This window comes from Chryseobacterium sp. X308 (genome assembly GCF_020733145.1).
GTDB classification, from domain to species: Bacteria; Bacteroidota; Bacteroidia; order Flavobacteriales; family Weeksellaceae; genus Chryseobacterium; species Chryseobacterium cupriresistens.
In genome coordinates this window covers 111,962-131,731 of record NZ_JAJFZH010000006.1, presented here as the reverse complement: position 1 = coordinate 131,731, position 19,770 = coordinate 111,962, and the positions used below count along the sequence as shown (strand labels likewise).

The window sequence follows — 19,770 nt, the reverse complement described above, 5'->3', positions numbered from 1 at the left end:
ATTACTTCAAAGAATCCATATTTAACAAGAATCTTCCCCACAAAAATTTTATTCTCACCGAAATAATTTTATTTTTGTTAGATCATGGAAACCAAGTCACCGTTTTTAGACACGATCTTTTTGCTTCGTAAGGAAGAATGTATCACTCTTTTTTCAAGCTTACAGCAAATCTCCCCTCAGGAAGAGGCGGAAGCAGGAGATTATTTTGAAACAGAATTCGAAAAAGAAAGACTTGAATTTTTATCAGACCGGTTAATCTGTAACAAACAGACAGCCGTATGGGCCGCCAAGATTCTCTATCACAGCGCACAGCTTTATCTCATCAGAGAAAATACCGAAAAGGATATTGAAAATCTTATTCGCGGATTCAAAGGAACACGGGATATTCCTTCCATCTTATCCGCAGATATGTCACTCAGATTTTTGCCACAGGTAATGACTGCTTTACATACTGTGGATCCCGAAGATGCTTTAATCCCCATGCTGGAAAATATTCTGACACAGTTTCACTATTCCGGAATAGGATATGATCTTGATCTGAAAAACGTAAATTGGCCTGAAGAACTGAAAGACAGTACCTACAGAAAGCTATATCTGGAAAGAATTGTTGAAAAAAAAGATGATAAACTGGCAGAAATTCCGTTTATCAATAAACAACTGATTGCCGAATTCGGAATGCACAAAGACGCATTCTGGCGAGAATTAAAAACTATAACCGAAGATAATAATGAAAACGTATGAGAAAGTATTTGAATTTTTAGCGGACCCCACCAAAGAAACGTTCCTGAAATGCCGTGAGTTAGTAATCAATGATCCTGAATATGATCCCTATTCGGAAGATATTGAAAACATGCAGGATTTACTCAATGAAGGAAAGTTTGAAGAGGTTATACAATATGTAAACGTCAATATTTTGCTGAGTCCGAGAGCCCATATTTATAAATATTTTGCGTACAAAGAACTGGGCGAAGATAAAGGACGAAGTATTGAAATGACAATAGCACAGCTTATTTTTGAATGCCTTGAAAAAACAGGAGACGGAACCAGGGATTCTCCCTATATTATTACAAGAATTTCCGACGAAAGAGATCTGATCAGACATCATTTCAATAAACAGGATATTTCACAAAGTCTGGTCAGGGATGGAAATAAGATCATGGATGCACTTACTCTTGATGACGGATCTCAATTGTACTTTGATATCAAAGATCCTTATAAGAGAATGGCCTTTTCATTCAGCAAAAGAAATGAACAGGCAGAAAGTAAAGAAGAACAGAAACCCCAAAAGAAAAAATGGTGGAAATTTTAATTTTTTAAGTCAATGAACCAGAATATAAATCAGCTTAATACAGTTCTAAACTACGTAAAAGAAACTTTTGTAGGCAAAAATGATGTCGTAGATCTGTTGGGGATCTGCCTTTTGGCAAGAGAAAATGCCTTTTTATATGGTCCTCCGGGTACTGCAAAATCAGCCATTGTCAGAACCCTGGCAAAAACCGTGAAAGACGGAAAAAACTTTGAATATTTACTAACCCGTTTTACAGAACCGAACGAGATTTTCGGACCTTTTGATATCAGAAAATTGAAAGAGGGGGAACTTCTTACCAATACGGAAGGAATGATGCCTGAGGCTTCCATGGTTTTTCTGGATGAGATTTTCAATGCCAATTCTGCTATTCTGAACTCCCTTTTGATGGCACTCAATGAGAAGATTTTTAAAAGAGGAAAAGAAACAAAGCACTTACCTGCACTGATGTTTGTGGGAGCAAGTAACGTTCTTCCGGAAGATGAAGCACTGAATGCATTATTTGACCGTTTTCTGGTAAGAATCAATGTAGACTATGTGAATCCTGAACTTTTACAGCAAGTACTTTTGGCAGGGAGAAAGCTGGAAAATGAAGAAGAAACGGAAATTCCGGAAATTCATGCTGATGAGATCAGACAACTTCAGAAGCTGTGCAGAACAATAGATCTGAAACCCATCTATGAAGTCTACCTGAATACCATTATGAACCTTAGAAATACAGGTATTGCCATTTCCGATCGTAGAGCGGTGAAGCTTCAGAATCTGATTGCTGCAAGTGCACTGATCTGCGGAAGAAAAGAAGCTGTACTTTCCGATCTGTGGGTTTTGAAACATATCTGGGATACAGAAGAACAGATTGAAATTCTGGAAGGAATTATCAACAGAACGATTGAGAAAGATAATCATCCGGATTCCCATCCTCAGGCTATGCAGAACAAAACTCCCAACCCTGAAGAAGTCATGAAAGACGTAAAAATTCTGGTGGAGAAATGGGATGGCGGAATGCTGAGCTTTGAAGAGCAAAATGTGATTAAAGATAAACTGAGATATCTGCAGACCCGTTGCGACTGGATCAGAAATCCGGAACAGAAACAATATATTCAGCAGGAAATTGAAAGCTTATGGCAGAAGATTCTTCAAAGCGTTTAAAAGAATTCCGGGCAGAACTTCCCCGTTCTGATGAAGATTTTCTGGGTTCCATCAGAGACTGGAAAAATATTCTGATTGCCATGGATGGAGATACGGTCTGGCTGAAAGGCTTTACCGATGAACAGGCAGCAGCTCCGGAGCTACAACAATTGCCGGACTTTATTCTGTATGAACTTCGTGATGGGCTTTTATTCAGAAAAGATGCTTTGGTTCCAAGCAAAAAAATGCGGACAGCTTTGCTCTGGATTCCGATAGACAAAGCATTGCAGCTTAGTTTTCCACCTTCAAACCAAAACTATTTTGGGATTTATGAACAGGTTCGGATACAACTAAAAGAAAGCAATGAAGAACATCCGGTTATCGCTTTGCTGAGCAACATTGCCGATATTAAAGAAAGTATCGCTGCGTTACCGAAGTTTAAGCTTGAAAAAATAAAATGGACCGTTATGGGGGATAAAGCCCTGTTTATGGGAACTCCATTATTGAGCTTTCCCGGAAAGACCTACTGGACAAAGGACAGACATTTATTGCCTGCAGGTCTGGATTTTGAATTTAAAAACCTAAGCACACTGTTGCAGCAAAAATATAATCAAGAGGAAGGGTGGCTGCTGTGGGATGGAAATGGGAATTATCTTTCCATAAAAGAAACAGACTTCCGTCCATTATCCGTAAGCTCATTCCGCCTGACAGAAAAATCAAGAGAATGGAATTAAAGGCTTATTTCCAGTCCTATGAAAATTATTTTTGGGAATGGAAAACTGATGAAGATGTTCCCGGTGATTCCGGTTATCATGAAAACAATCTCCTCTCCATTCCCGGAGTAGGAGCCATAGCTTACAGGCCTTATCTAATGGAGATCCTGAAAGAGCTTCAGCCGCAGGGATGGCCTCCGTTCGGGGCATTGCTTATGGTTTTGTATGCGATGCAGGATGGATATACGGACTTTGCAGGCCCGCTAAGACGTACAGCTGAGTTTTATAGCGGTGAAGATTTTGAGTTCAACGTGGAAAAGCAAATTGAATTCCTTGAAAAAATAAAATCACTACCCAAAGTTTATAAGGAGAAACAGAACAGAATTGTATTGCTCCAGACTTTGTTCAGCAATAGTCATAACAGGGTGGCCTCTCTTCATGCGGATATTTATTTAAAGATCTATTATAAACGACCTCAGGAACTAGCGATCAGTGCGGAAAAACAAGACGAAGGTTCAATAGCTTTAAACAAAGATCTGAGTGCTTTGAATCTGAATGAAAAATTTCCTACAGTACAGTCTGTCATCGATGCCATGAAAGGACTGGTTGATGAGCCGGAACTGGATGATGAGGTAGTACAAGAAGAGACAACAGCAGATACGGATAAAGATTTTATCAAAGAATTAACTGATGAACCAAAGACTTTTCAGATAGGAAGCCTGATCAAAAGAATATGGAGCGGGCTGAAAATTCCCATGCGCCATCTTTCTCCCGGTGAACAGCCTATCGGAGGAATTTCTGATATGACCAACAAAGGTGATTTCCACCGGATGCTTCTTTCCGAATTTGCCAACGAAGATGATGTCTTTATGAATCGTGTTGCGAATAACGAGGCATTGTATATGCAAAGAGAAATTCCGCCTGAAGAAAATATTTTTGAAAGAATTATCCTGATTGACACTTCCCTCAGAAACTGGGGAACTCCAAAAGTATTAGCTTACGCCTCGGCAATAGCGGTTATCAAACACCCAAAAGCCCATTCTGAATGTAAAATCTTCGCTTTAGGACAGGCAGCTACTCCCATTGCGCTGAACAAAGTGGAAGAAGTAGTGGAAAACCTTAATCAGGTAAGTGCTGTGCTGGAAGTTTCAGAAGCACTGGAGAAGTTTTTTAATGAAAACCACTCAGAAAATGATATTGAAGTTTTCTTCATTACCCATCAGGATAACATGGCTGATGAGAAGATTCAGCGGGTTGTACATCAGAACAGGGATCAACTGAAGTTTTTGGTAACGACAGCCTCAGATGGTGAAATCAATTTTTACAAACATCACAAAGGAGCGAGAAAGCATATCCAGAAAATAAAACTTCCATTGCAGGAACTGTGGGCCAATCCACCGCAGCAAAAACAATCCGTTCAAAATTTCAACGGAAAGAAAACAGATCTTCCGCAAAACTATCCGATCTTGTTCCCGACACCTGTTAATAAAATTGCTAAGTTTCTGTATGATGGAGAGTTTTTCATTCTGAGTTCAAAAAAACAATTGCTGAAGACTTATCTTTCCGATAACTATTATGACAGACATTCCTATGATTATTATAAAACCCATCATGGCTGTGAAGTGTTGTTTGATAAAATTTCCATAAAACCCAAAGGACAGTTTGCCTTGTCAAAAAACAGGCAGCAGCACTTTATTTTATGTCAGTATCAGTCTGATCAGAAACTGATTTCAAAGCTAAATCTTAATACAGGAGAGTATTCCGACCAAAACCTTACAGGACTGAATATTCCGGAATATTTTCAGCTGATCTATTTCGGACGGAATTTTTATCTCCATCATCCTGATAATGTTACCCATTACAAAATTAATATTGATGGAAATATTTCCGTAGAACCTATTACCGGAAAAGAGAAAGAATTTGAAAAAAATAATATAAAAGCCGAAGCCGAAGTCGCCAAGCTTAAAGGAAGCGGATTGAAGATCATCAATAATTTCAATAAAATCGGAATTAATCAGCATGAAAATCTGGTCGTTTCCGGAAATGAATTATACAGTGCTTCTGAAAATACGCTGAACTTTTCTAAGAATAAATATGATATCAGAATCTTTGCAGAGCAGAATAAAAATAAATTTACATTTCCTGATGGAAGCGAAATTATTACCGATTCACGGGGAATGCTGACTTTCCGAAGCAGTAACAAGAGTATTGAAGAATTCTTCATTCCTTCTACATTGGGAGGATTTCTCTCGCTGGCTACTTATACGGAATTTGGAGGATCAGAATATTACCTTCCGGAACATGCCCTGTTGAAAGTAAGAACAATTGATGATATGTGTGACAGGTTTTTAAAACCGTTTATAGAACAGATTGTGGATTATGGAGCTTAGAATAAAACCTTTCCCGAAAAACAGCTATCCTAAAAAAGGACTTCTGATCAGAGGCTCCTCGCCTGTGGTGTGGCTTCAGGAAATGGAAACGCTGGGGATTCATTTAAATCAGGTACAGTCTTTTGCTGTTCCGGCTGATCGTCCCAATGTGCTGTATGGCTGTTTTCTTGTTTTTAAAGATCATGCTCCACAGGAAATAGGCAGAAACGCTTACTTTCAAAGTGTGGACGACAGACTTTTCATCCCGGAAAATACCATCTTTTATCCTAAAATAAACACAGAAGACTGGGCTCAGCTTGATTCCCGGTTTCTGATTATGCATCCTGAATTCGGACTGGTAAAACTGTCTGAGGAAATTGACTGGCTTTCTCTGATTCAACATCCGGAAATGATCAAAGAAACCATTAGAAAACCATTGAATGGTGTTTCAATTCCTCAAAAAATAGAAAGCTATACGGTTGAAGTGGATGATGAACAGGTTATGGAAGCATTACAGCCCAAACAAACCGAAGAAGAATGGATGAACAATCTGCCGTTTGACCTTAAAAAAGTAATGGCAGGGAACAAAAAAGAAATAGAAAAATATTTACAGTATATTGAAAAGTATCCCGAACGCGCAGTAGAACTAGGCGTTTCTCTTGATGTTATGGGAACTTCCCGGGGAGATGGTTTTGCTAAATTTACATGGCTGGAAGTATTATTTGGTCGGGGCACCAATGGAAAGAATGAAAGTGCAGGAACAAAAAATTTCCGAAGAGTATTCTGGGCGCTCATTATTGCAGCGATTGTGTTAAGGGTTGCCTTACCCTCTGATAAAAGTAATTCTGTACAGGAAGAAAAAACTCCTTCTTCAGGAAAAATAGCTGGCAATGCGGTAAAAGCTCCCTCAGATATGATTGCTTTCCAGTCCGGAACCTCTGAAATTGATCTGAAGATAGATTCAATGTATCATCGGGAGAGAAAAGGATTATCCCAGGAACTTATTCACGCCGGAATCATAGAATCCAAAACAAAAAAAGACAAGGAGAATTATAAAAAAGCTGGCGGCAGAGAGGTCGGCGAAATAGGAAAGGATATTGAAAAGCTAGTCAATAAAGAAAAACAGAGCAGAGATTCTCTTAAAATCATTTACACCAAAAAAATTACAAAACACCTAGAACAGAAAACAGAAAACCTGAAACGTAAAATTTCAGATTCTTTAAAGCAATACACCAAAGGAAAGCCTGTGAATGGTGATGTTGTAAAATATCTTCTGAAAAAGAGAAAGGCGTTAATGGCTGATTCATTAGGGAAACTTTACGGGACATTAGATATGATGGATCCGTCTTCGGCGTCCATTGACAAAGCTAAAGTAAAGGCAATAGGTACGGAAGGTACACCATTGGAAAAAAAGGCTCCTGTCTCGGACATCCTGTATATGGTGATTCTGATGATTGCGGGAGTAGGATTGTATTCTTTCCTGTTTAAAAATAAATCTTTGAATGTGGGTGGTGATAATGTCCCTGTCTGGGTGAAGGTTATTTTAATTGCTATCCTTTTAGCCATGCTTGTGTACTTATTTTATCCGCTGGTCAAGATGTTTGGATACAACTGGTTTGTGTGGGTTCTGGTAATTTGTGTGTTGTTGCTCCTTTATCGTCTTTTCAGGGAAGATAAAACCATTTTAAAATCCGATGATGATGAATAGACAGAAATTTATAGACAAATTCATGGCAGCATTCGTGCTGCTGGCGATGTTTAAGGTTGTCGGAATTGTTGCCCAGTTATTCCATGAAAGCTTCTGGAGTGTGATGGGTACATTAGCCATTTTCCTGGTGGTTGCCTTCATCATTCTTCTGGTGATCACTTCTTTAAAAGATAAGGAGCAGAATAAGAGAAATTCTTCAGGAAAAAGAGGCGGCAGCGGCAGTTTCTATCTGGAAAATTCACTTTTCGACAGAATTCGCAGTAAATATGAAGAGCTTGCCGAAAAATACATTGCCGAAAAAGATTATAAAAAAGCAGCAAGAGTCTATATGAACCTGCTGCAGGATAATTACAGAGGTGCAAAAACACTGGAAAATGGTGGACTTTATAATGAAGCAGCGGTAGTATATCTTAAAAAACTGAATAATAAATCCGATGCCGCGGTTTGCTATGAAAAGGCAAAGCAGCATAAAAAAGCAATTGAGCTTTATAAAGAAATGGAGCAGAAAGAAAAAGTAGGAGATCTTTACAAAGAAATAAACGATCTTAAAAATGCCCATTATTATTATCAGATCGTTGCAGATGATTATACAGGAAATAATCAGATGGTGAAAGCTTCTTTGGTATACCGTAAGAAAATGGAAAAGCCGGAGGAGGCACAGAAAATATTATTGAAGGGTTGGGAAGAGGATAAAGATGCCTTCAACTGTCTGAATAACTATTTTGCCAATATTTTTGATGTTAAAAAGCTGGAATCAGAAATAAAGAATTTGTATGAGAAAACTCCGGATCATAAAAAGATCACTTACCTGGAAGCCATGAAGTATGAATTCAAGAAAGATCCGGAATTACAGGCCGCAATCAGAAATATAGCCTATGAAATCATCGCGGAAAAAGTAGATACCCGCTCAGAAATTGTTAATGAACTGAAATATTTTAATCCCGGTGATGACGTGATTCTAAAGGATATTTCGAGATTCAAAACAGCAAGAAATAAAATGTTCAGGAATTAAAGAGAAAATAAAATGGATAATACGGGTAAATATCTTCATTTTCAATATGAAAGTAGAAATCCTTTTGAAATTGCACAGGAAATAATATCAAAAGGTAAATCATCACTGCACGTAATAAAAGAAATTAAAGAGAAGTTTCCTGCATTTTCATTAACGGAAGCTAAAGAAGTTTTTGTTATAGCAACTTCAAAACATAGAAGTCTGTACGATTATCAGGGAGAGTTATTTCAACAAGTTGAAAAATTTGATGAAGAAAAGAACAACGTTAATTAATGGAATAGAAAACTTTGCATGATAAACTTTAGCAGGTAGCTTCATCAAATCAATTTTTAATTGATTCTTCTTAGCTTTCTAAAAATAAGAAACTTTTGAAATAAAACTTTGCGTGATCAAAAGCATTATATATAAGGATAAGAAACTTCCTTTTTATTACCCTTCCTTGTGAATATTATAAAATAATATTAAAAAAGATTTATCTTTGCACCAGAAAATTATGACAATACAAAGAGCACATATCAATGCAGAACTATGCGAAAGTCCTTCTAACAAAGGATTATTCGGATATGATGAGGTGATATGGAATGAGGCGAAATGTGCTGACTTTGGAAAATTATTTACTGTAAACCCGTAAAAAATTAATCAAAATACAACAGAAACGCCTCGGAAAACCGAGGCGTTTTTTGTTTTTTAGGTCAGAAATTATTTAGAATGAAAAAAAATAACCATAAACATGAAAAATTTTTAATTAACAATGAAACTTTAATACGATAAAATAGAGTGATAAGCAACCCGGTGAGAGACAGTCATTTAGGTAATTAAGATATCTGCAAAATATTGCGGACAGAAATTCTCTATGCTAAAAACAATACGTAATAAATTGATTATCAGTATTTTAATTTGAAAATTTATTTGCGGATTCCAAAAATTCATATTTACTTTGCAACCGAAAATTGAAAGCAACAGGTTTTCAGGATTCAGTTAAAAATAATTTAGAAACAAACAAAAATAAAATGAAACAGTTACACAACATATTCAATCAATATTCAAGACTATTCGGACAGGAACCGACAGGTGTTGCATGTATTCTTGATAGTGAAATTGTGGATAAAAGGTGCTTATATACGTGGGTCAGCTAATGATCTCTTACGTTTAAATATATGAAGCGCCTCCCGAAAAGAGGCGCTTTTTTTTATGGTTTCTTTAGCTTATTTGGTAAAGCGCCGGTCTGTGGAACCGGAGAACAGGGTTCGATCCCCGGAGATACCCAAAGAAGAAAATCTCATGGCTCAATTGGATAGAGCGTCGGTTTACGGCACCGAAGGTTGAAGGTTCGAGTCCTTCTGAGATTACAAAGAATGTGAATTTTAAAATTGACAAGCGAAGCGAATTGATTATTGACTATTCACGACTTTAAAACAATCTCATAGCTCAAATGGTTAGAGCACCGGTCTTTTAAACCGGGGGTTGAAAGTTCAAATCTTTCTGGGGTTACAAAAATGGTTCCGTAGCTCAACCGGAGAGAGCATGGGTTTTCTAAACCCAGGGTTAGAGGTTCGAGTCCTCTCGGAATCACAAAAGGTTCATGGAAAATTTCCCATCCGGCTGTCTCCCGGAAAAGAAACAGAAGTGAACCCCAAAGCTGGAAAGATAACGGTGGTTGTTTACCCGTCTTGGACGCGGGAGGTCGCAAGTTCGAATCTTGCTTTCCAGACAATTTGTTCCATTAGCATAGTGGCAAGTGCATCCGGCTTTCTACCGGACGACAAGGGTTCGATCCCCTTATGGAATACAAATGATTTCGTAGCTCAAGTGGTTAGAGTGTCGGTCTGATACACCGAAGGTTGAAGGTTCGAGTCCTTCCGGAATTACAATGATTTTGTAGCTCAATGGCAGAGCACCGGTCTGTTAAACCGGAAGTTGAAAGTTCGAGTCTTTCCAGAATCGCAGGTAACTAATTGTTAATTGTTTCAGGAGAAAAAGTAAAAGTTTGTCGAGAGCAGAAGATCTTACGCCAAACACGAAAAATACAGACAGGCTTTTCTTCTCTCCGGATGAATTAAAAATTAAAGAATATCATTTATAAATTTTTAGGTAAAATAAAGTTTGTCAGGCGCAGAAGTTCTTTATCAAATAAATGAAGACAGACTTTATTTTTTAATCTGATGGTTCGCCGAAGTAGAAGAGTCGGGACGGTCTGCAAAACCGTTGTGTCAACTGAGTGGGTTTGAATCCCATAGCCATCTCAATGTAAAAATTATAGGAGATATAAAGAATCATTTATCAATGATCTTTTATCATCTATAACAAAGAATATCCTTTATTAATAAAAGAAAAAGGCTGTCGAGCGCAGAAGATCTTTAACCAAACATTCAATATAAAGACAGACCTTTTCTTTTCAAAAAGGAAAAATGAGGAATTACTTATGAATTACTAATTGCTCATAAAACAGGGAAGTACGCCGAAGTTGGAGAGTCGGGGCAGACTGTAAATCTGTTGCTTCATTGCTGAGTAGGTTCGAATCCTACTACTTCCACCAACCACAGATAATGTAATGGCAGCATGCAGGAAATGTACTCTTGTTGTCCAGGTTCGATTCCTGGTTTGTGGATTAACGCTCTATTCGTCTAACGGTGAGGACGCCTGCCTTTCGAGCAGAAAACAAGGGTTCGATTCCCTTATAGAGTACTGGATGTGAATAGCTGGTCAATATTGAATTGATTTAATACCATGAAAGTTCAGATTGTTTTTAAAAATTGGCCAGTTATCATTCACACAAAAAAGAAGAAAAGAGAAAAAAGGACTGTCGAGCGCAGAAGATCTTTAGTCAATAAAAACAGACAGCCTTTTACTTTTTTAAACAAAATACATTAGGAAATGAGAAAGGTTTGTCGAGAGCAGAAGATCTTTACAAATACTAGCAGGCATAATTTATAAACAGACAGAGCTTTCTCAAACCTAGCATAACATAAGTAATGAGCAATGAGCAATGAGTAATAATGAAAATAGAAAATATTACTTATTACCAATTACTCATTACTCATAAAAATAACGCCTCTCTATTCCAATTGGCAGAGAAAACGGCTTTAAACCCCGTAAAGTCCCAGTTCGAATCTGGGGAGAGGTACAGAATATGAGTAATAAGTAATGAGCAATGAGTAATAATGAAAATAGAAAATATTACTCATTACTTAAAAAAACTGCGGGAATGGTGGAATGGCAGACACTCTTGATTTAGGATCAAGCTTTTGGGGGTTCGAGTCCCTCTTCCCGTACCAAAAATATAAGTAATAAATAATAAGCAATGAGTAATAATGCTAGCCATAGATTTTCATATTACCAATTACTCATTACTTATAAAATCCGGAAGAGTGGTGTAGAAGGTCTGCACGTTAGTCTGAAAAACTAAAGGTACAGGTTCAATTCCTGTCTGTTCCGCAAAAACATGAATGATAAGTAATAAGCAATGAACAATCATTGATACCTGACTGATTTATAATATTACTCATTACCAATTACTTATTACTCATGAAATTGATTCATAGTGTAATGGCAGCACACAAGATTTTGATTCTTGGAGTTTAGGTTCGAGTCCTAATGAATCAACAATTTTACTCTGATGGTGTAATGATAGCATCTCAGTCTCCAAAACTGATGGTATCGGTTCAAGTCCGGTTCGGAGTGCCAAGTGAATAGTCAATAGTGAATTTTGCTTTGCAAATGAATTTAAAAATATTGGCAGTGAAAACTAATTGACGATTCACAATCCACAAATTAATTTAAAACAAAATTTAAAACATGTAGAAAAAATGGAAACGCAACAACAAACATGGCAGAATATGAGTGGAAAAATTTTCCAGCACTCTATCACACAGCTGGTAGAAGAAGCCATCATTCGCGAACAGGCCAACGGACACCGTCTGAAAGTATGTGTGGGGTCAGACTCTCATGTATACGGAGATGCCATCAACTATGCTACGGCAGTAGTGTTTATTCGTGAAGGAAAAGGAGCGTTTACCTTTATCAGAAAAGAAAGAGAAATACAGAGTATCAGTATCAAGGAGCGAATGCTGAATGAAGTCAACAAATCCGTTGAAATTGCATACGCGATCTGTTCTGTGCTGGATGCTTATGGTGTGGAAATGGAGGTACACGCAGACATTAATACCGACCCGGATTTTAAATCCAATGTAGCACTGAAAGATGCTATGGGATATATTCTGGGAATGGGATATGTGTTTAAAGCAAAGCCTTTTGCCTTCGCCAGTTCCAATTGTGCTGATATGATGGTGTAAGAAAGATGGAAGAGGGATGTGGGGAGCTGGAAGTTTAAAGAGTTTATAAAAATTAAATCATGGAAAAAACAAAAAGATTATTATTTCTGGATGATATAAGATATCCGATCGAGGCTTATCATTATACCCAACAGGATATTTTCCTCAGAAGCGACTGGCACATTGTTCGGAATTACGAACAGTTTGTCAACAGGATCTTGGAAAAAGGGCTCCCGGAAATGATATCTTTTGACCATGACCTTGCAGACGAGCACTATTTGAAACAGAATTCTCAGGAATTTGTTGAGAAAACAGGATACGACTGCGCCAAATGGCTTATAGAATATTGCATGGACAATTATCTGGACCTTCCGGAATTCTATTGCCATTCCATGAATCCGGTAGGAAAGGAAAATATCCTAAACCTGCTGCAAAACTTTAAAGAATTGTAATGGACATTTTTAGATTTATTGAAGATATAAAAGCACATCTGAAGCTCACATTTGATAATGTAGACGGATGGTTTCAAAAAAATAAAAAAACGTTGAATCATCAGCCTTCAAACGGAGGCTGGACGATTCAGCAGATTTTAGAGCACATTTATCTTACTAACTTTTATCTGCTCATCCTTATTGAAAAAGGGTCCAAAAAAGCAATGAAGAATTCTTTAGAACTTGATCTGGAATCTGAAATAAAAAACTACAGTTTCAATAAAGAAACTTTTGACAAAGTAGGGGAGCACGGTGCCTTTGAATGGATAAGACCAGAACATATGGAGCCGAAAGGAGAATTAAGCTTAGATGAAATAAGAAGCTTAATAAACCAACAATATCTTCAATGCGTACACTATCTTGAAGTAATGAAAAATGGCGAAGGACTCTTGTATAAAACGACAATGACAGTGAATGAACTGGGGAAAATTAATGTATATGAATATATTTATTTTCTGTCACTCCATGCTCAAAGACATATTACCCAGATGCAGAAAAACGAATCAGAAATGATTAAAAACTAAACAAAATGATTTTTAAAACCTATAACGCTATAGAAAATGCTTACCAGGCCCGAGTGATCGAACAGATCAGGATGCAGGGGTTTGGGGATGAGGTTTTCATCGTACAGGAAAAAGTTCACGGCGCTAATTTCTCTTTCTTTACCGACGGAAAGGAAATTAAAATCGCGAAGAGAACTGCTTTCATCGAAAAAGATGAAAAATTTTTCAATGCCCATCAGGTTTTGGAACGCTACAGAAATAATGTAATAGAAGTGTTTCAGAAAGTAAAAACCATCCACCCGGATGTTGAAACTGTAGTGATCTACGGTGAATTGTTTGGTGGCGGTTACCAGCATAAAGAAGTAGAATCCGTAAAAGATGCTGTGAAAGTACAGAAAGGTATTGAATATGCCCCTCACAATGAATTTTACGCTTTCGATATTAAACTGAATGGAATCACCTATCTGGATACAGACCTTGCCAATCAGATTTTTGAAGAGACAGGATTTTTCTATGCTAAAATTTTGTTTCAGGGAAGTCTTGAAGAAGCTTTGAAATTCCCTAATGTTTTCAATTCATACATTCCGGCATGGCTTGGGCTACCTGAATTAGAGAACAATAGGTGTGAAGGAACTATTGTAAAAACTTTGAAGACGAAATACTTTGGGAACGGCGCAAGAATCATTCTGAAAAATAAGAATGAAAAATGGGTCGAAAAAGCGAAAATGGTTAAAAAACAAGCAAAAACTGTTCAGAAACAGGTTCATTTCAGTGAAAAAGCTCAGGAGATCTGGGAGGAAATTCAACAATATGCTACTGCCAACAGACTGAATAATGTGGTGAGCAAAATCGGTGAATTCGAACCTAAAATGATAGGTAAAGTGATTGGCCTTTTTGCGCAGGATATTTTAGAAGACTTCGATAAAGACTTCCCGGCAGCTTTTACGGCTATTGAAAAAGAAGAGCAGAAAAGAATCAACAAAAAGTTGAATTCTTTAGTCATTGATTTTATAAAAGAAGAGTTGATGACTCTCAAAGTATAGTTTCGGTAATTTTTTACCGAAACTTTTTTATGTATAATAAGCAACCATCAAAGTCAGAAGAACAAAAACACTTCATTGTATTAAAGAGAAACAGGACTCATAAAAGTGTGGCAATTCCCATCCTTTGGAGGGGTGGCGAAAATTCATAGAATTTTTGACGGGGTGGTTTAAAAAAGAAAAAACAATTAAAAAAATGAAATCCAATATATTTTTTACAGCAGACCATCATTTTGGTCATGAGAATATTATAAAATTTTCAGAGCGGCCTTTTGAATCTCTGGACCATATGAATGAAGAACTCATTAAAAGATGGAATGAGAAAATTGAGCCCGGTGATACGGTATACCACTTAGGAGATATGAGTTTAGGAAAACCGGATTTTACAAAAGAAATTCTAGATCGCTTACATGGTAATATCCATCTGATCAAAGGCAATCATGAAGGAGCTGCTTTAACGTATCCCAAACGATTTGCTTCCATCAGAGATTACCACGAACTGAGAATTGATGAACCGGATCAAAATAATGGCAAACAGAAAATCATTCTTTTCCATTACGCCATGCGTACCTGGAATGGCTCCCACCGTGGGGTCTGGCAATTATACGGTCACTCGCACGGAACATTGCCGGATGATGAAATGGCACTCAGTTTTGACGTTGGGGTAGACTGTCACAATTTTTATCCGGTTTCCTACGAAGAAGTTAAAGAAATAATGAAGAGAAAAAAATGGACGCCTCCATTTGCTCCCAGGAATTAACAATTAACAATGAAAATGAAGCTTGAGGATATGAGAAGTATAAACCAAACTAAATTCTAACCTCTAACTTCTAACTTCTAATTTCTAAGAATAAAATCATGAAAACAACCAATGAGATAATCATTATCGATCTGGAAGCTACATGCTGGGAAAACGACAGAATTCCCATTGGGCAGCAGGTCGATATTATAGAAATAGGAATTTGCAAATTAAACTTAACATCAAAAGCGATTTCCCAGAAACAAAGCATCTATGTCATTCCGGAGCGGTCAGAGATCAACAGATTCTGTACACAATTGACAGGAATTACCCCACAACTGATAGAAGAAAAAGGAATCTATTTCGAAGAAGCCTGTGAAATAATCAGAGATCAATACCATTCTGTACTGCTTACCTGGGCAGGTTATGGAAACTTCGACGGAGAGCAGATCATAGAACAATGTGACTGGCTCGGGATAACCAATCCTTTTTCAGAAAATTATATGAATGTGATGCATGAATTTAAAAGACATTTCAAATTACATAAACAAATAGGGCTTAAAAGAGCTTTAAGTTATTTGAATATGAGTTTTGAAGGCACCCATCACAGCGGAGCAGACGATGCTTATAATACAGCCAGAATTTTAAGTAAGATTCTGTAAATAGTCAATAAGCTGGAGGACAGAGGCTGGAGGCTGAAAGTAAATGAGATACTATTAAAACTTTCCTCTTTCTGCATCTCTCTTCCAATCTTTAACAATTAAATTTTAAACAAGTGAAAACAACAGAAAATATATTAATAGTAGACCTCGAAGCAACATGTTGGAAAAACCGGCCGCCAAGAGGTCAGGAAAGTGAGATCATTGAAATCGGAGTATGCATCATGAATGCAAAAACGGGTAAGATCTCTAAAAATGAAGGAATTTTAGTAAAACCCCAGTATTCAAAAGTGAGTCCGTTCTGTACGGAATTGACTACTATTACCCAAAATATGCTGGATCATGAAGGCATTATGCTGGATGATGCTTTCGATATCCTGAGGGCAGAATATGATTCCGAAGAACTGACATGGGCAAGCTATGGAAACTATGATCTGGATATGCTTCAAAACCAGGCAAGAAGATTCTACACAGATTATCCCATGAGTGATGATCACATCAATGTGAAGACATTATTTGGTGAAATTCATCCTACCATCAGGAAAAGTGTCGGAATGAACAGAGCTTTGGGCGAATTAGGTATGACTTTAGAAGGTACCCATCACAGAGGAGTAGATGACGCCAAAAACATTGCAAAGATTCTGCATTGGTGCCTGAAGAATTATTAAATACTGAAATAGAAACAGATATTTAAAAATGAAGACTGCCTCAAAATGATGAGGCAGTCTTTTTTTATTTTGTTAAATCAAAGATTCTTGCAATGATGAAGACATAAAGCTTCCTCGGAATAGAATGTCCCATCCCTTCAATAAGAAGCCATTCGGCACCCGGAATAGAATCCGCAATATCTTTTCCGCAATCAGGATGAAAGATCAGATCGTCTGTTCCATGAATGATTAAAGCCGGAGCAGTTATTTTCTTCAACACTTCAGGATTATACTGAAAGGAACCCATTGCTAAAAGCTGGCGGATGATTCCGTTTTTGGTTCTGGAGCGTATAAGTTCCTCTTCAAGCAAAGCTTTTTCCTGATTCGAATCAAAAACATATCCAGAGCCCGATATTTTCTTTGCAAAATGGATCTTTTCTCTCAGATATTCTTCTTTCTGAAGAATAGGATCAGCAGACACCCGTGTCAACATAGCCATCACTTCCGGATCAGGCTTGGGAAGGGAAGGATTCATAGAAGTAGACATGATGATCGTCAATGATAAAACTCTTTCAGGATAATAGGAACCTAAAAGCTGTGCAATAATTCCTCCCATGGAACGTCCTGCAATATGAGCTTTTTCAATATTTAAATGATTAAGAAGACCGATAACATCATCCGCCATATCCATTAAAGAATAAGGAATCCCTTCTTTACTGAGCTTCGCAAAAATCTCTTCAATGCTTTTGTCAGAAGGTATTTCCCTTTTCGAATTAAAAACAGAACTCCCCGAATCTCTGTTATCAAACCGAATAACTCTGAATCCTTTTTCAACCAACAGATCACAGAATGTATGATCCCAACAGATCATCTGACTTCCCAATCCGGAAATCAATACAATGGTATCCGGATTTTTCTCACCCAATACCTCATAGCATAATTCCACCTCATTCATTTTGACTGTTTTCATTTAATCCCTTTGTGTATTTAATACTATTTCTTCCAATGGTAAAAGCCTTGAATCCTCTACTGCAGCCATTCTGTGACCCATTATTTTCATATAAGCTTCATTTTTTTCGAAACCAAAAAAATCATTAACACTTTTTTGTTTGATTAAGAGGCACAGATCCCAATATTCACTTTCAGGACCTATCAGAAACTGATCTCCTTTTCCAATAAACAAAATTTCTCCGCCGCTTTCCTTTAAATAAGGTTCGGTTTCCCTGATATAGGTAAGATAGGCATCCAAACCGCTTGATTTTTCATTGGGCTTCAGATCCGGATAGTCTGAATAATCTGCTTCTTTTTTTAATCTGATCAGATTGAGGTTAATAATGGCTCCTTCTATATTTTTAGTAAACAGATGTTTACCTGCCTCAAAAGTTGGAGATAGATATTTTTTTGACATCACTTTAATATAATCCTGTAGTGAGTCCGGAAATATAAGACTGTTCAGCCTTTTGAACCTCTTTTCGGTAGTTGATAAATTCATTGTTCTGATCCGGAACAACAACTGCAAACTCAAAGGTAAAATAATCACTTCCCGATTCTGTCCATTCCTTCTGTAACTGAGGATTTGTAAACATGCCTCCGTTTAGCAGAAATTTCATCTTATTCACCAGCGCTTCCAGATGTAAAGAAGCCTGAACATATTGTTTACCATTTAATTTGTTAGTAACAGCAAGAACTCCCATTGTTGTTGTATGGTCTTTTGCTTTTTCTCTTAGTTGTTTTTTTAATGCATTTTTCATCTTTTCATTATTGGATATTTCCTCCCAAATCAAATAAAAGCTCATTGACCATGCGTAGAGATTTACCTTTTTTGGAAGAAAGAATTTCTTTAGTAATATTTTCTGCGCTTAGCTTAGCTTCTTCAAATATCTTTTTACCATTAGGAGTGATGACCACATAACTTACGCGGGCATCTCTTTCGTTGCTTTCTCTGGATACCAGTCCGATTTTTTCCAATGGATTCAATAACCGGGTGACTCCCGATGCCGTAAGACCTATTCTTTCAGCAAGATCTATTCTCCTCATTCTGCTCTCAGAGGAAGAATAGAGCACATAAAGAATAACAAAGTCGTTGAATCCCAGGCCATGAACACTCAGAGAATCAAATTTTCTGGCAATTACAGACTGTAGTTTATTGATGTTTATTAAAAGTAATAATTCTGTGCTTATCATTGAAAAGTGTTTGAGTTGTCAAGTATTTTGTTTTGCAAATATATAAAATTTATTGAATGGCTATCCTCTATTTATTATTTTAAATAAAATTAACGTATCGGTACGGTAAGATAATTTTGTTGTAAGCCATCATCAATACTAAAAATAAGACACCAAATGTTGTGTAAATATCACAATATAGAGCTTTTAGCTATTTTTTTTAATTTTATATCTTTAAACAGGGAATTATTTTTATTGTGCTGAGAGCTTTATCAACTATTGTTTTATTAACTTAATATTTGTTAAAAAAATCACTTTTATGGGATAATTTACTGTCTGTCAGTCATTTTTTTTTATTTTAGCCAATGAGAATAAATTGATGTTTGGTAATGAAAGTTTTGATGTAAAATATTTAAACTGTTGTTTGGCTGCAAAGCAGGTCGTCAGTACAAAAAAATCCGGATAGACAAGATATCATTTGATTTTGCTATCGGATTCTTTAAAAGTTACATCCCTGAAAACATTTTTTATTAAATAATTTATTCAATTTTTGTCCGGATCTTTAAGATGATGGACTGATGACAATTTTATATAGGACTTCCTGTTTTAAAGACTTTGTTTTCACAGGAAAAAACTGCTGTTATAAAATACTGTGTATTAATGTTCTAGTGAAGGATTGAAATGATTTTAAATGTTGAAATGAAGATGAATTTACTTTTCATGGAGAGGTCTTATTTATTTCTGTCTTCAGGACTGTTTAATAAATATGAAACTCCCTGTGTTACAGCTTTTGAGACCCTTTTTAACAAACGGTCTTCAAAACATTTTAAAAAATATAAAGGAAAACTGCTGACCTCCATTCTTTCAGCAGCTGTGAAAACGGTTTTTAATAACAAAAAGTACGGACTCTATCATGAACTGTTAAAGTATAATGGGTTTGAACCAGAGAAAGCTCTTATCAAACTGCCTGAAGAATGGAAAAAAATGAATAACCTGAAACAAATTTATACATCAAATTAAA

General features: G+C 36.7%; 21 protein-coding genes and 16 tRNA genes. 33 read left to right on the top strand and 4 right to left on the bottom strand.

Annotated elements, in window-relative coordinates; genetic code table 11:
* Positions 1-84 precede the first annotated feature (84 nt).
* From LIV57_RS09050 to LIV57_RS08895, 32 genes are all read left to right on the top strand, one after another.
* Positions 85-741 (top strand): hypothetical protein, encoded by a 657-nt coding sequence (locus tag LIV57_RS09050; protein WP_227942346.1) that lies wholly within the window; start codon positions 85-87, stop codon positions 739-741.
* Positions 728-1,309, top strand: coding sequence for a DUF4919 domain-containing protein (locus LIV57_RS09045; protein WP_202843622.1), 582 nt, complete (start codon positions 728-730; stop codon positions 1,307-1,309). Before LIV57_RS09050 ends, LIV57_RS09045 begins: the two co-directional genes overlap by 14 nt.
* Positions 1,310-1,321: 12 nt before the next feature.
* On the top strand, positions 1,322-2,455 hold the full coding sequence (locus LIV57_RS09040) for an AAA family ATPase (protein WP_227942345.1): 1,134 nt from the start codon (positions 1,322-1,324) through the stop codon (positions 2,453-2,455).
* The gene (locus LIV57_RS09035; protein WP_227942344.1) at positions 2,428-3,168 is read left to right on the top strand and encodes a hypothetical protein; all 741 of its coding nucleotides are present in this window, start codon (positions 2,428-2,430) and stop codon (positions 3,166-3,168) included. Before LIV57_RS09040 ends, LIV57_RS09035 begins: the two co-directional genes overlap by 28 nt.
* Positions 3,159-5,537 (top strand): hypothetical protein, encoded by a 2,379-nt coding sequence (locus LIV57_RS09030; RefSeq protein WP_227942343.1) that lies wholly within the window; start codon positions 3,159-3,161, stop codon positions 5,535-5,537. The genes LIV57_RS09035 and LIV57_RS09030 overlap by 10 nt, the downstream gene beginning before the upstream one ends.
* A complete protein-coding gene (locus LIV57_RS09025) occupies positions 5,527-7,224 on the top strand; it encodes an APC family permease (protein WP_227942342.1) in 1,698 nt (565 codons plus the stop codon). The genes LIV57_RS09030 and LIV57_RS09025 overlap by 11 nt, the downstream gene beginning before the upstream one ends.
* Positions 7,217-8,236 carry a soluble NSF attachment family protein gene (locus tag LIV57_RS09020; protein WP_227942341.1) on the top strand — a complete coding sequence of 340 codons (1,020 nt, stop codon included), beginning with the start codon at positions 7,217-7,219 and terminating at the stop codon, positions 8,234-8,236. Before LIV57_RS09025 ends, LIV57_RS09020 begins: the two co-directional genes overlap by 8 nt.
* A gap of 12 nt (positions 8,237-8,248) precedes the next feature.
* Entirely contained in the window at positions 8,249-8,509 is a 261-nt protein-coding gene (locus tag LIV57_RS09015; RefSeq protein ID WP_227942340.1) for a hypothetical protein, read from the top strand.
* 220 nt (positions 8,510-8,729) lie between these two features.
* Positions 8,730-8,867 carry a penicillin-binding protein gene (locus tag LIV57_RS09010; RefSeq protein ID WP_227942339.1) on the top strand — a complete coding sequence of 46 codons (138 nt, stop codon included), beginning with the start codon at positions 8,730-8,732 and terminating at the stop codon, positions 8,865-8,867.
* Between the two features lie 568 nt (positions 8,868-9,435).
* A tRNA-His gene (locus LIV57_RS09005) sits at positions 9,436-9,503 on the top strand.
* Between the two features lie 8 nt (positions 9,504-9,511).
* A tRNA-Arg gene (locus tag LIV57_RS09000) sits at positions 9,512-9,585 on the top strand.
* 68 nt (positions 9,586-9,653) lie between these two features.
* Positions 9,654-9,727, top strand: a tRNA-Lys gene (locus LIV57_RS08995).
* Positions 9,728-9,734: 7 nt separating this feature from the next.
* Positions 9,735-9,808 (top strand) — tRNA-Arg (locus tag LIV57_RS08990).
* A 67-nt stretch (positions 9,809-9,875) separates the two neighbouring features.
* Positions 9,876-9,947: transfer RNA gene (locus tag LIV57_RS08985), tRNA-Pro, on the top strand.
* A gap of 6 nt (positions 9,948-9,953) precedes the next feature.
* A tRNA-Glu gene (locus LIV57_RS08980) sits at positions 9,954-10,025 on the top strand.
* Positions 10,026-10,030: 5 nt separating this feature from the next.
* Positions 10,031-10,104 (top strand) — tRNA-Ile (locus LIV57_RS08975).
* A gap of 4 nt (positions 10,105-10,108) precedes the next feature.
* A tRNA-Asn gene (locus tag LIV57_RS08970) sits at positions 10,109-10,180 on the top strand.
* A gap of 217 nt (positions 10,181-10,397) precedes the next feature.
* Positions 10,398-10,479 (top strand) — tRNA-Cys (locus LIV57_RS08965).
* Positions 10,480-10,685: 206 nt separating this feature from the next.
* Positions 10,686-10,772 (top strand) — tRNA-Tyr (locus LIV57_RS08960).
* 77 nt (positions 10,773-10,849) lie between these two features.
* Positions 10,850-10,921, top strand: a tRNA-Glu gene (locus LIV57_RS08955).
* Between the two features lie 365 nt (positions 10,922-11,286).
* Positions 11,287-11,360 (top strand) — tRNA-Leu (locus tag LIV57_RS08950).
* Positions 11,361-11,435: 75 nt separating this feature from the next.
* Positions 11,436-11,511, top strand: a tRNA-Leu gene (locus LIV57_RS08945).
* An 87-nt stretch (positions 11,512-11,598) separates the two neighbouring features.
* Positions 11,599-11,671: transfer RNA gene (locus LIV57_RS08940), tRNA-Phe, on the top strand.
* A 97-nt stretch (positions 11,672-11,768) separates the two neighbouring features.
* Positions 11,769-11,839: transfer RNA gene (locus LIV57_RS08935), tRNA-Gln, on the top strand.
* Positions 11,840-11,846: 7 nt separating this feature from the next.
* Positions 11,847-11,920 (top strand) — tRNA-Trp (locus tag LIV57_RS08930).
* Between the two features lie 122 nt (positions 11,921-12,042).
* Positions 12,043-12,528 carry a ribonuclease H-like YkuK family protein gene (locus LIV57_RS08925; RefSeq protein WP_227942338.1) on the top strand — a complete coding sequence of 162 codons (486 nt, stop codon included), beginning with the start codon at positions 12,043-12,045 and terminating at the stop codon, positions 12,526-12,528.
* A 59-nt stretch (positions 12,529-12,587) separates the two neighbouring features.
* Complete coding sequence (locus LIV57_RS08920) at positions 12,588-12,959, top strand: cyclic-phosphate processing receiver domain-containing protein (protein WP_227942337.1); 372 nt, start codon at positions 12,588-12,590, stop codon at positions 12,957-12,959.
* Positions 12,959-13,522: a DinB family protein gene (locus LIV57_RS08915; RefSeq protein WP_227942336.1), complete on the top strand. Its 564-nt coding sequence runs from the start codon at positions 12,959-12,961 to the stop codon at positions 13,520-13,522. Before LIV57_RS08920 ends, LIV57_RS08915 begins: the two co-directional genes overlap by 1 nt.
* Positions 13,523-13,527: 5 nt before the next feature.
* Entirely contained in the window at positions 13,528-14,544 is a 1,017-nt protein-coding gene (locus LIV57_RS08910; RefSeq protein WP_227942335.1) for an RNA ligase, Rnl2 family, read from the top strand.
* A 193-nt stretch (positions 14,545-14,737) separates the two neighbouring features.
* Complete coding sequence (locus LIV57_RS08905; protein ID WP_227942334.1) at positions 14,738-15,301, top strand: metallophosphoesterase family protein; 564 nt, start codon at positions 14,738-14,740, stop codon at positions 15,299-15,301.
* 98 nt (positions 15,302-15,399) lie between these two features.
* On the top strand, positions 15,400-15,942 hold the full coding sequence (locus LIV57_RS08900) for a 3'-5' exonuclease (RefSeq protein WP_202843597.1): 543 nt from the start codon (positions 15,400-15,402) through the stop codon (positions 15,940-15,942).
* A gap of 113 nt (positions 15,943-16,055) precedes the next feature.
* A complete protein-coding gene (locus tag LIV57_RS08895; RefSeq protein WP_227942333.1) occupies positions 16,056-16,607 on the top strand; it encodes an exonuclease domain-containing protein in 552 nt (183 codons plus the stop codon).
* Between the two features lie 64 nt (positions 16,608-16,671).
* On the opposite strand, the gene LIV57_RS08890 is transcribed toward LIV57_RS08895, so the two are convergent.
* From LIV57_RS08890 to LIV57_RS08875, 4 genes are read right to left on the bottom strand one after another with little or no spacing between them, the layout of a single operon-like run.
* Complete coding sequence (locus tag LIV57_RS08890) at positions 16,672-17,556, bottom strand: alpha/beta fold hydrolase (protein WP_227942332.1); 885 nt, start codon at positions 17,554-17,556, stop codon at positions 16,672-16,674.
* Positions 17,557-17,994: a DUF1330 domain-containing protein gene (locus tag LIV57_RS08885; protein ID WP_202843591.1), complete on the bottom strand. Its 438-nt coding sequence runs from the start codon at positions 17,992-17,994 to the stop codon at positions 17,557-17,559.
* A gap of 4 nt (positions 17,995-17,998) precedes the next feature.
* Positions 17,999-18,337 (bottom strand): GIY-YIG nuclease family protein, encoded by a 339-nt coding sequence (locus tag LIV57_RS08880; protein ID WP_227942331.1) that lies wholly within the window; start codon positions 18,335-18,337, stop codon positions 17,999-18,001.
* Between the two features lie 7 nt (positions 18,338-18,344).
* Positions 18,345-18,770, bottom strand: coding sequence for a MarR family winged helix-turn-helix transcriptional regulator (locus LIV57_RS08875; RefSeq protein ID WP_202843587.1), 426 nt, complete (start codon positions 18,768-18,770; stop codon positions 18,345-18,347).
* A 684-nt stretch (positions 18,771-19,454) separates the two neighbouring features.
* Between LIV57_RS08875 and LIV57_RS08870 the strand changes: the two genes are divergently transcribed.
* Positions 19,455-19,769: a hypothetical protein gene (locus LIV57_RS08870; protein ID WP_227942330.1), complete on the top strand. Its 315-nt coding sequence runs from the start codon at positions 19,455-19,457 to the stop codon at positions 19,767-19,769.
* Position 19,770 lies beyond the last annotated feature (1 nt).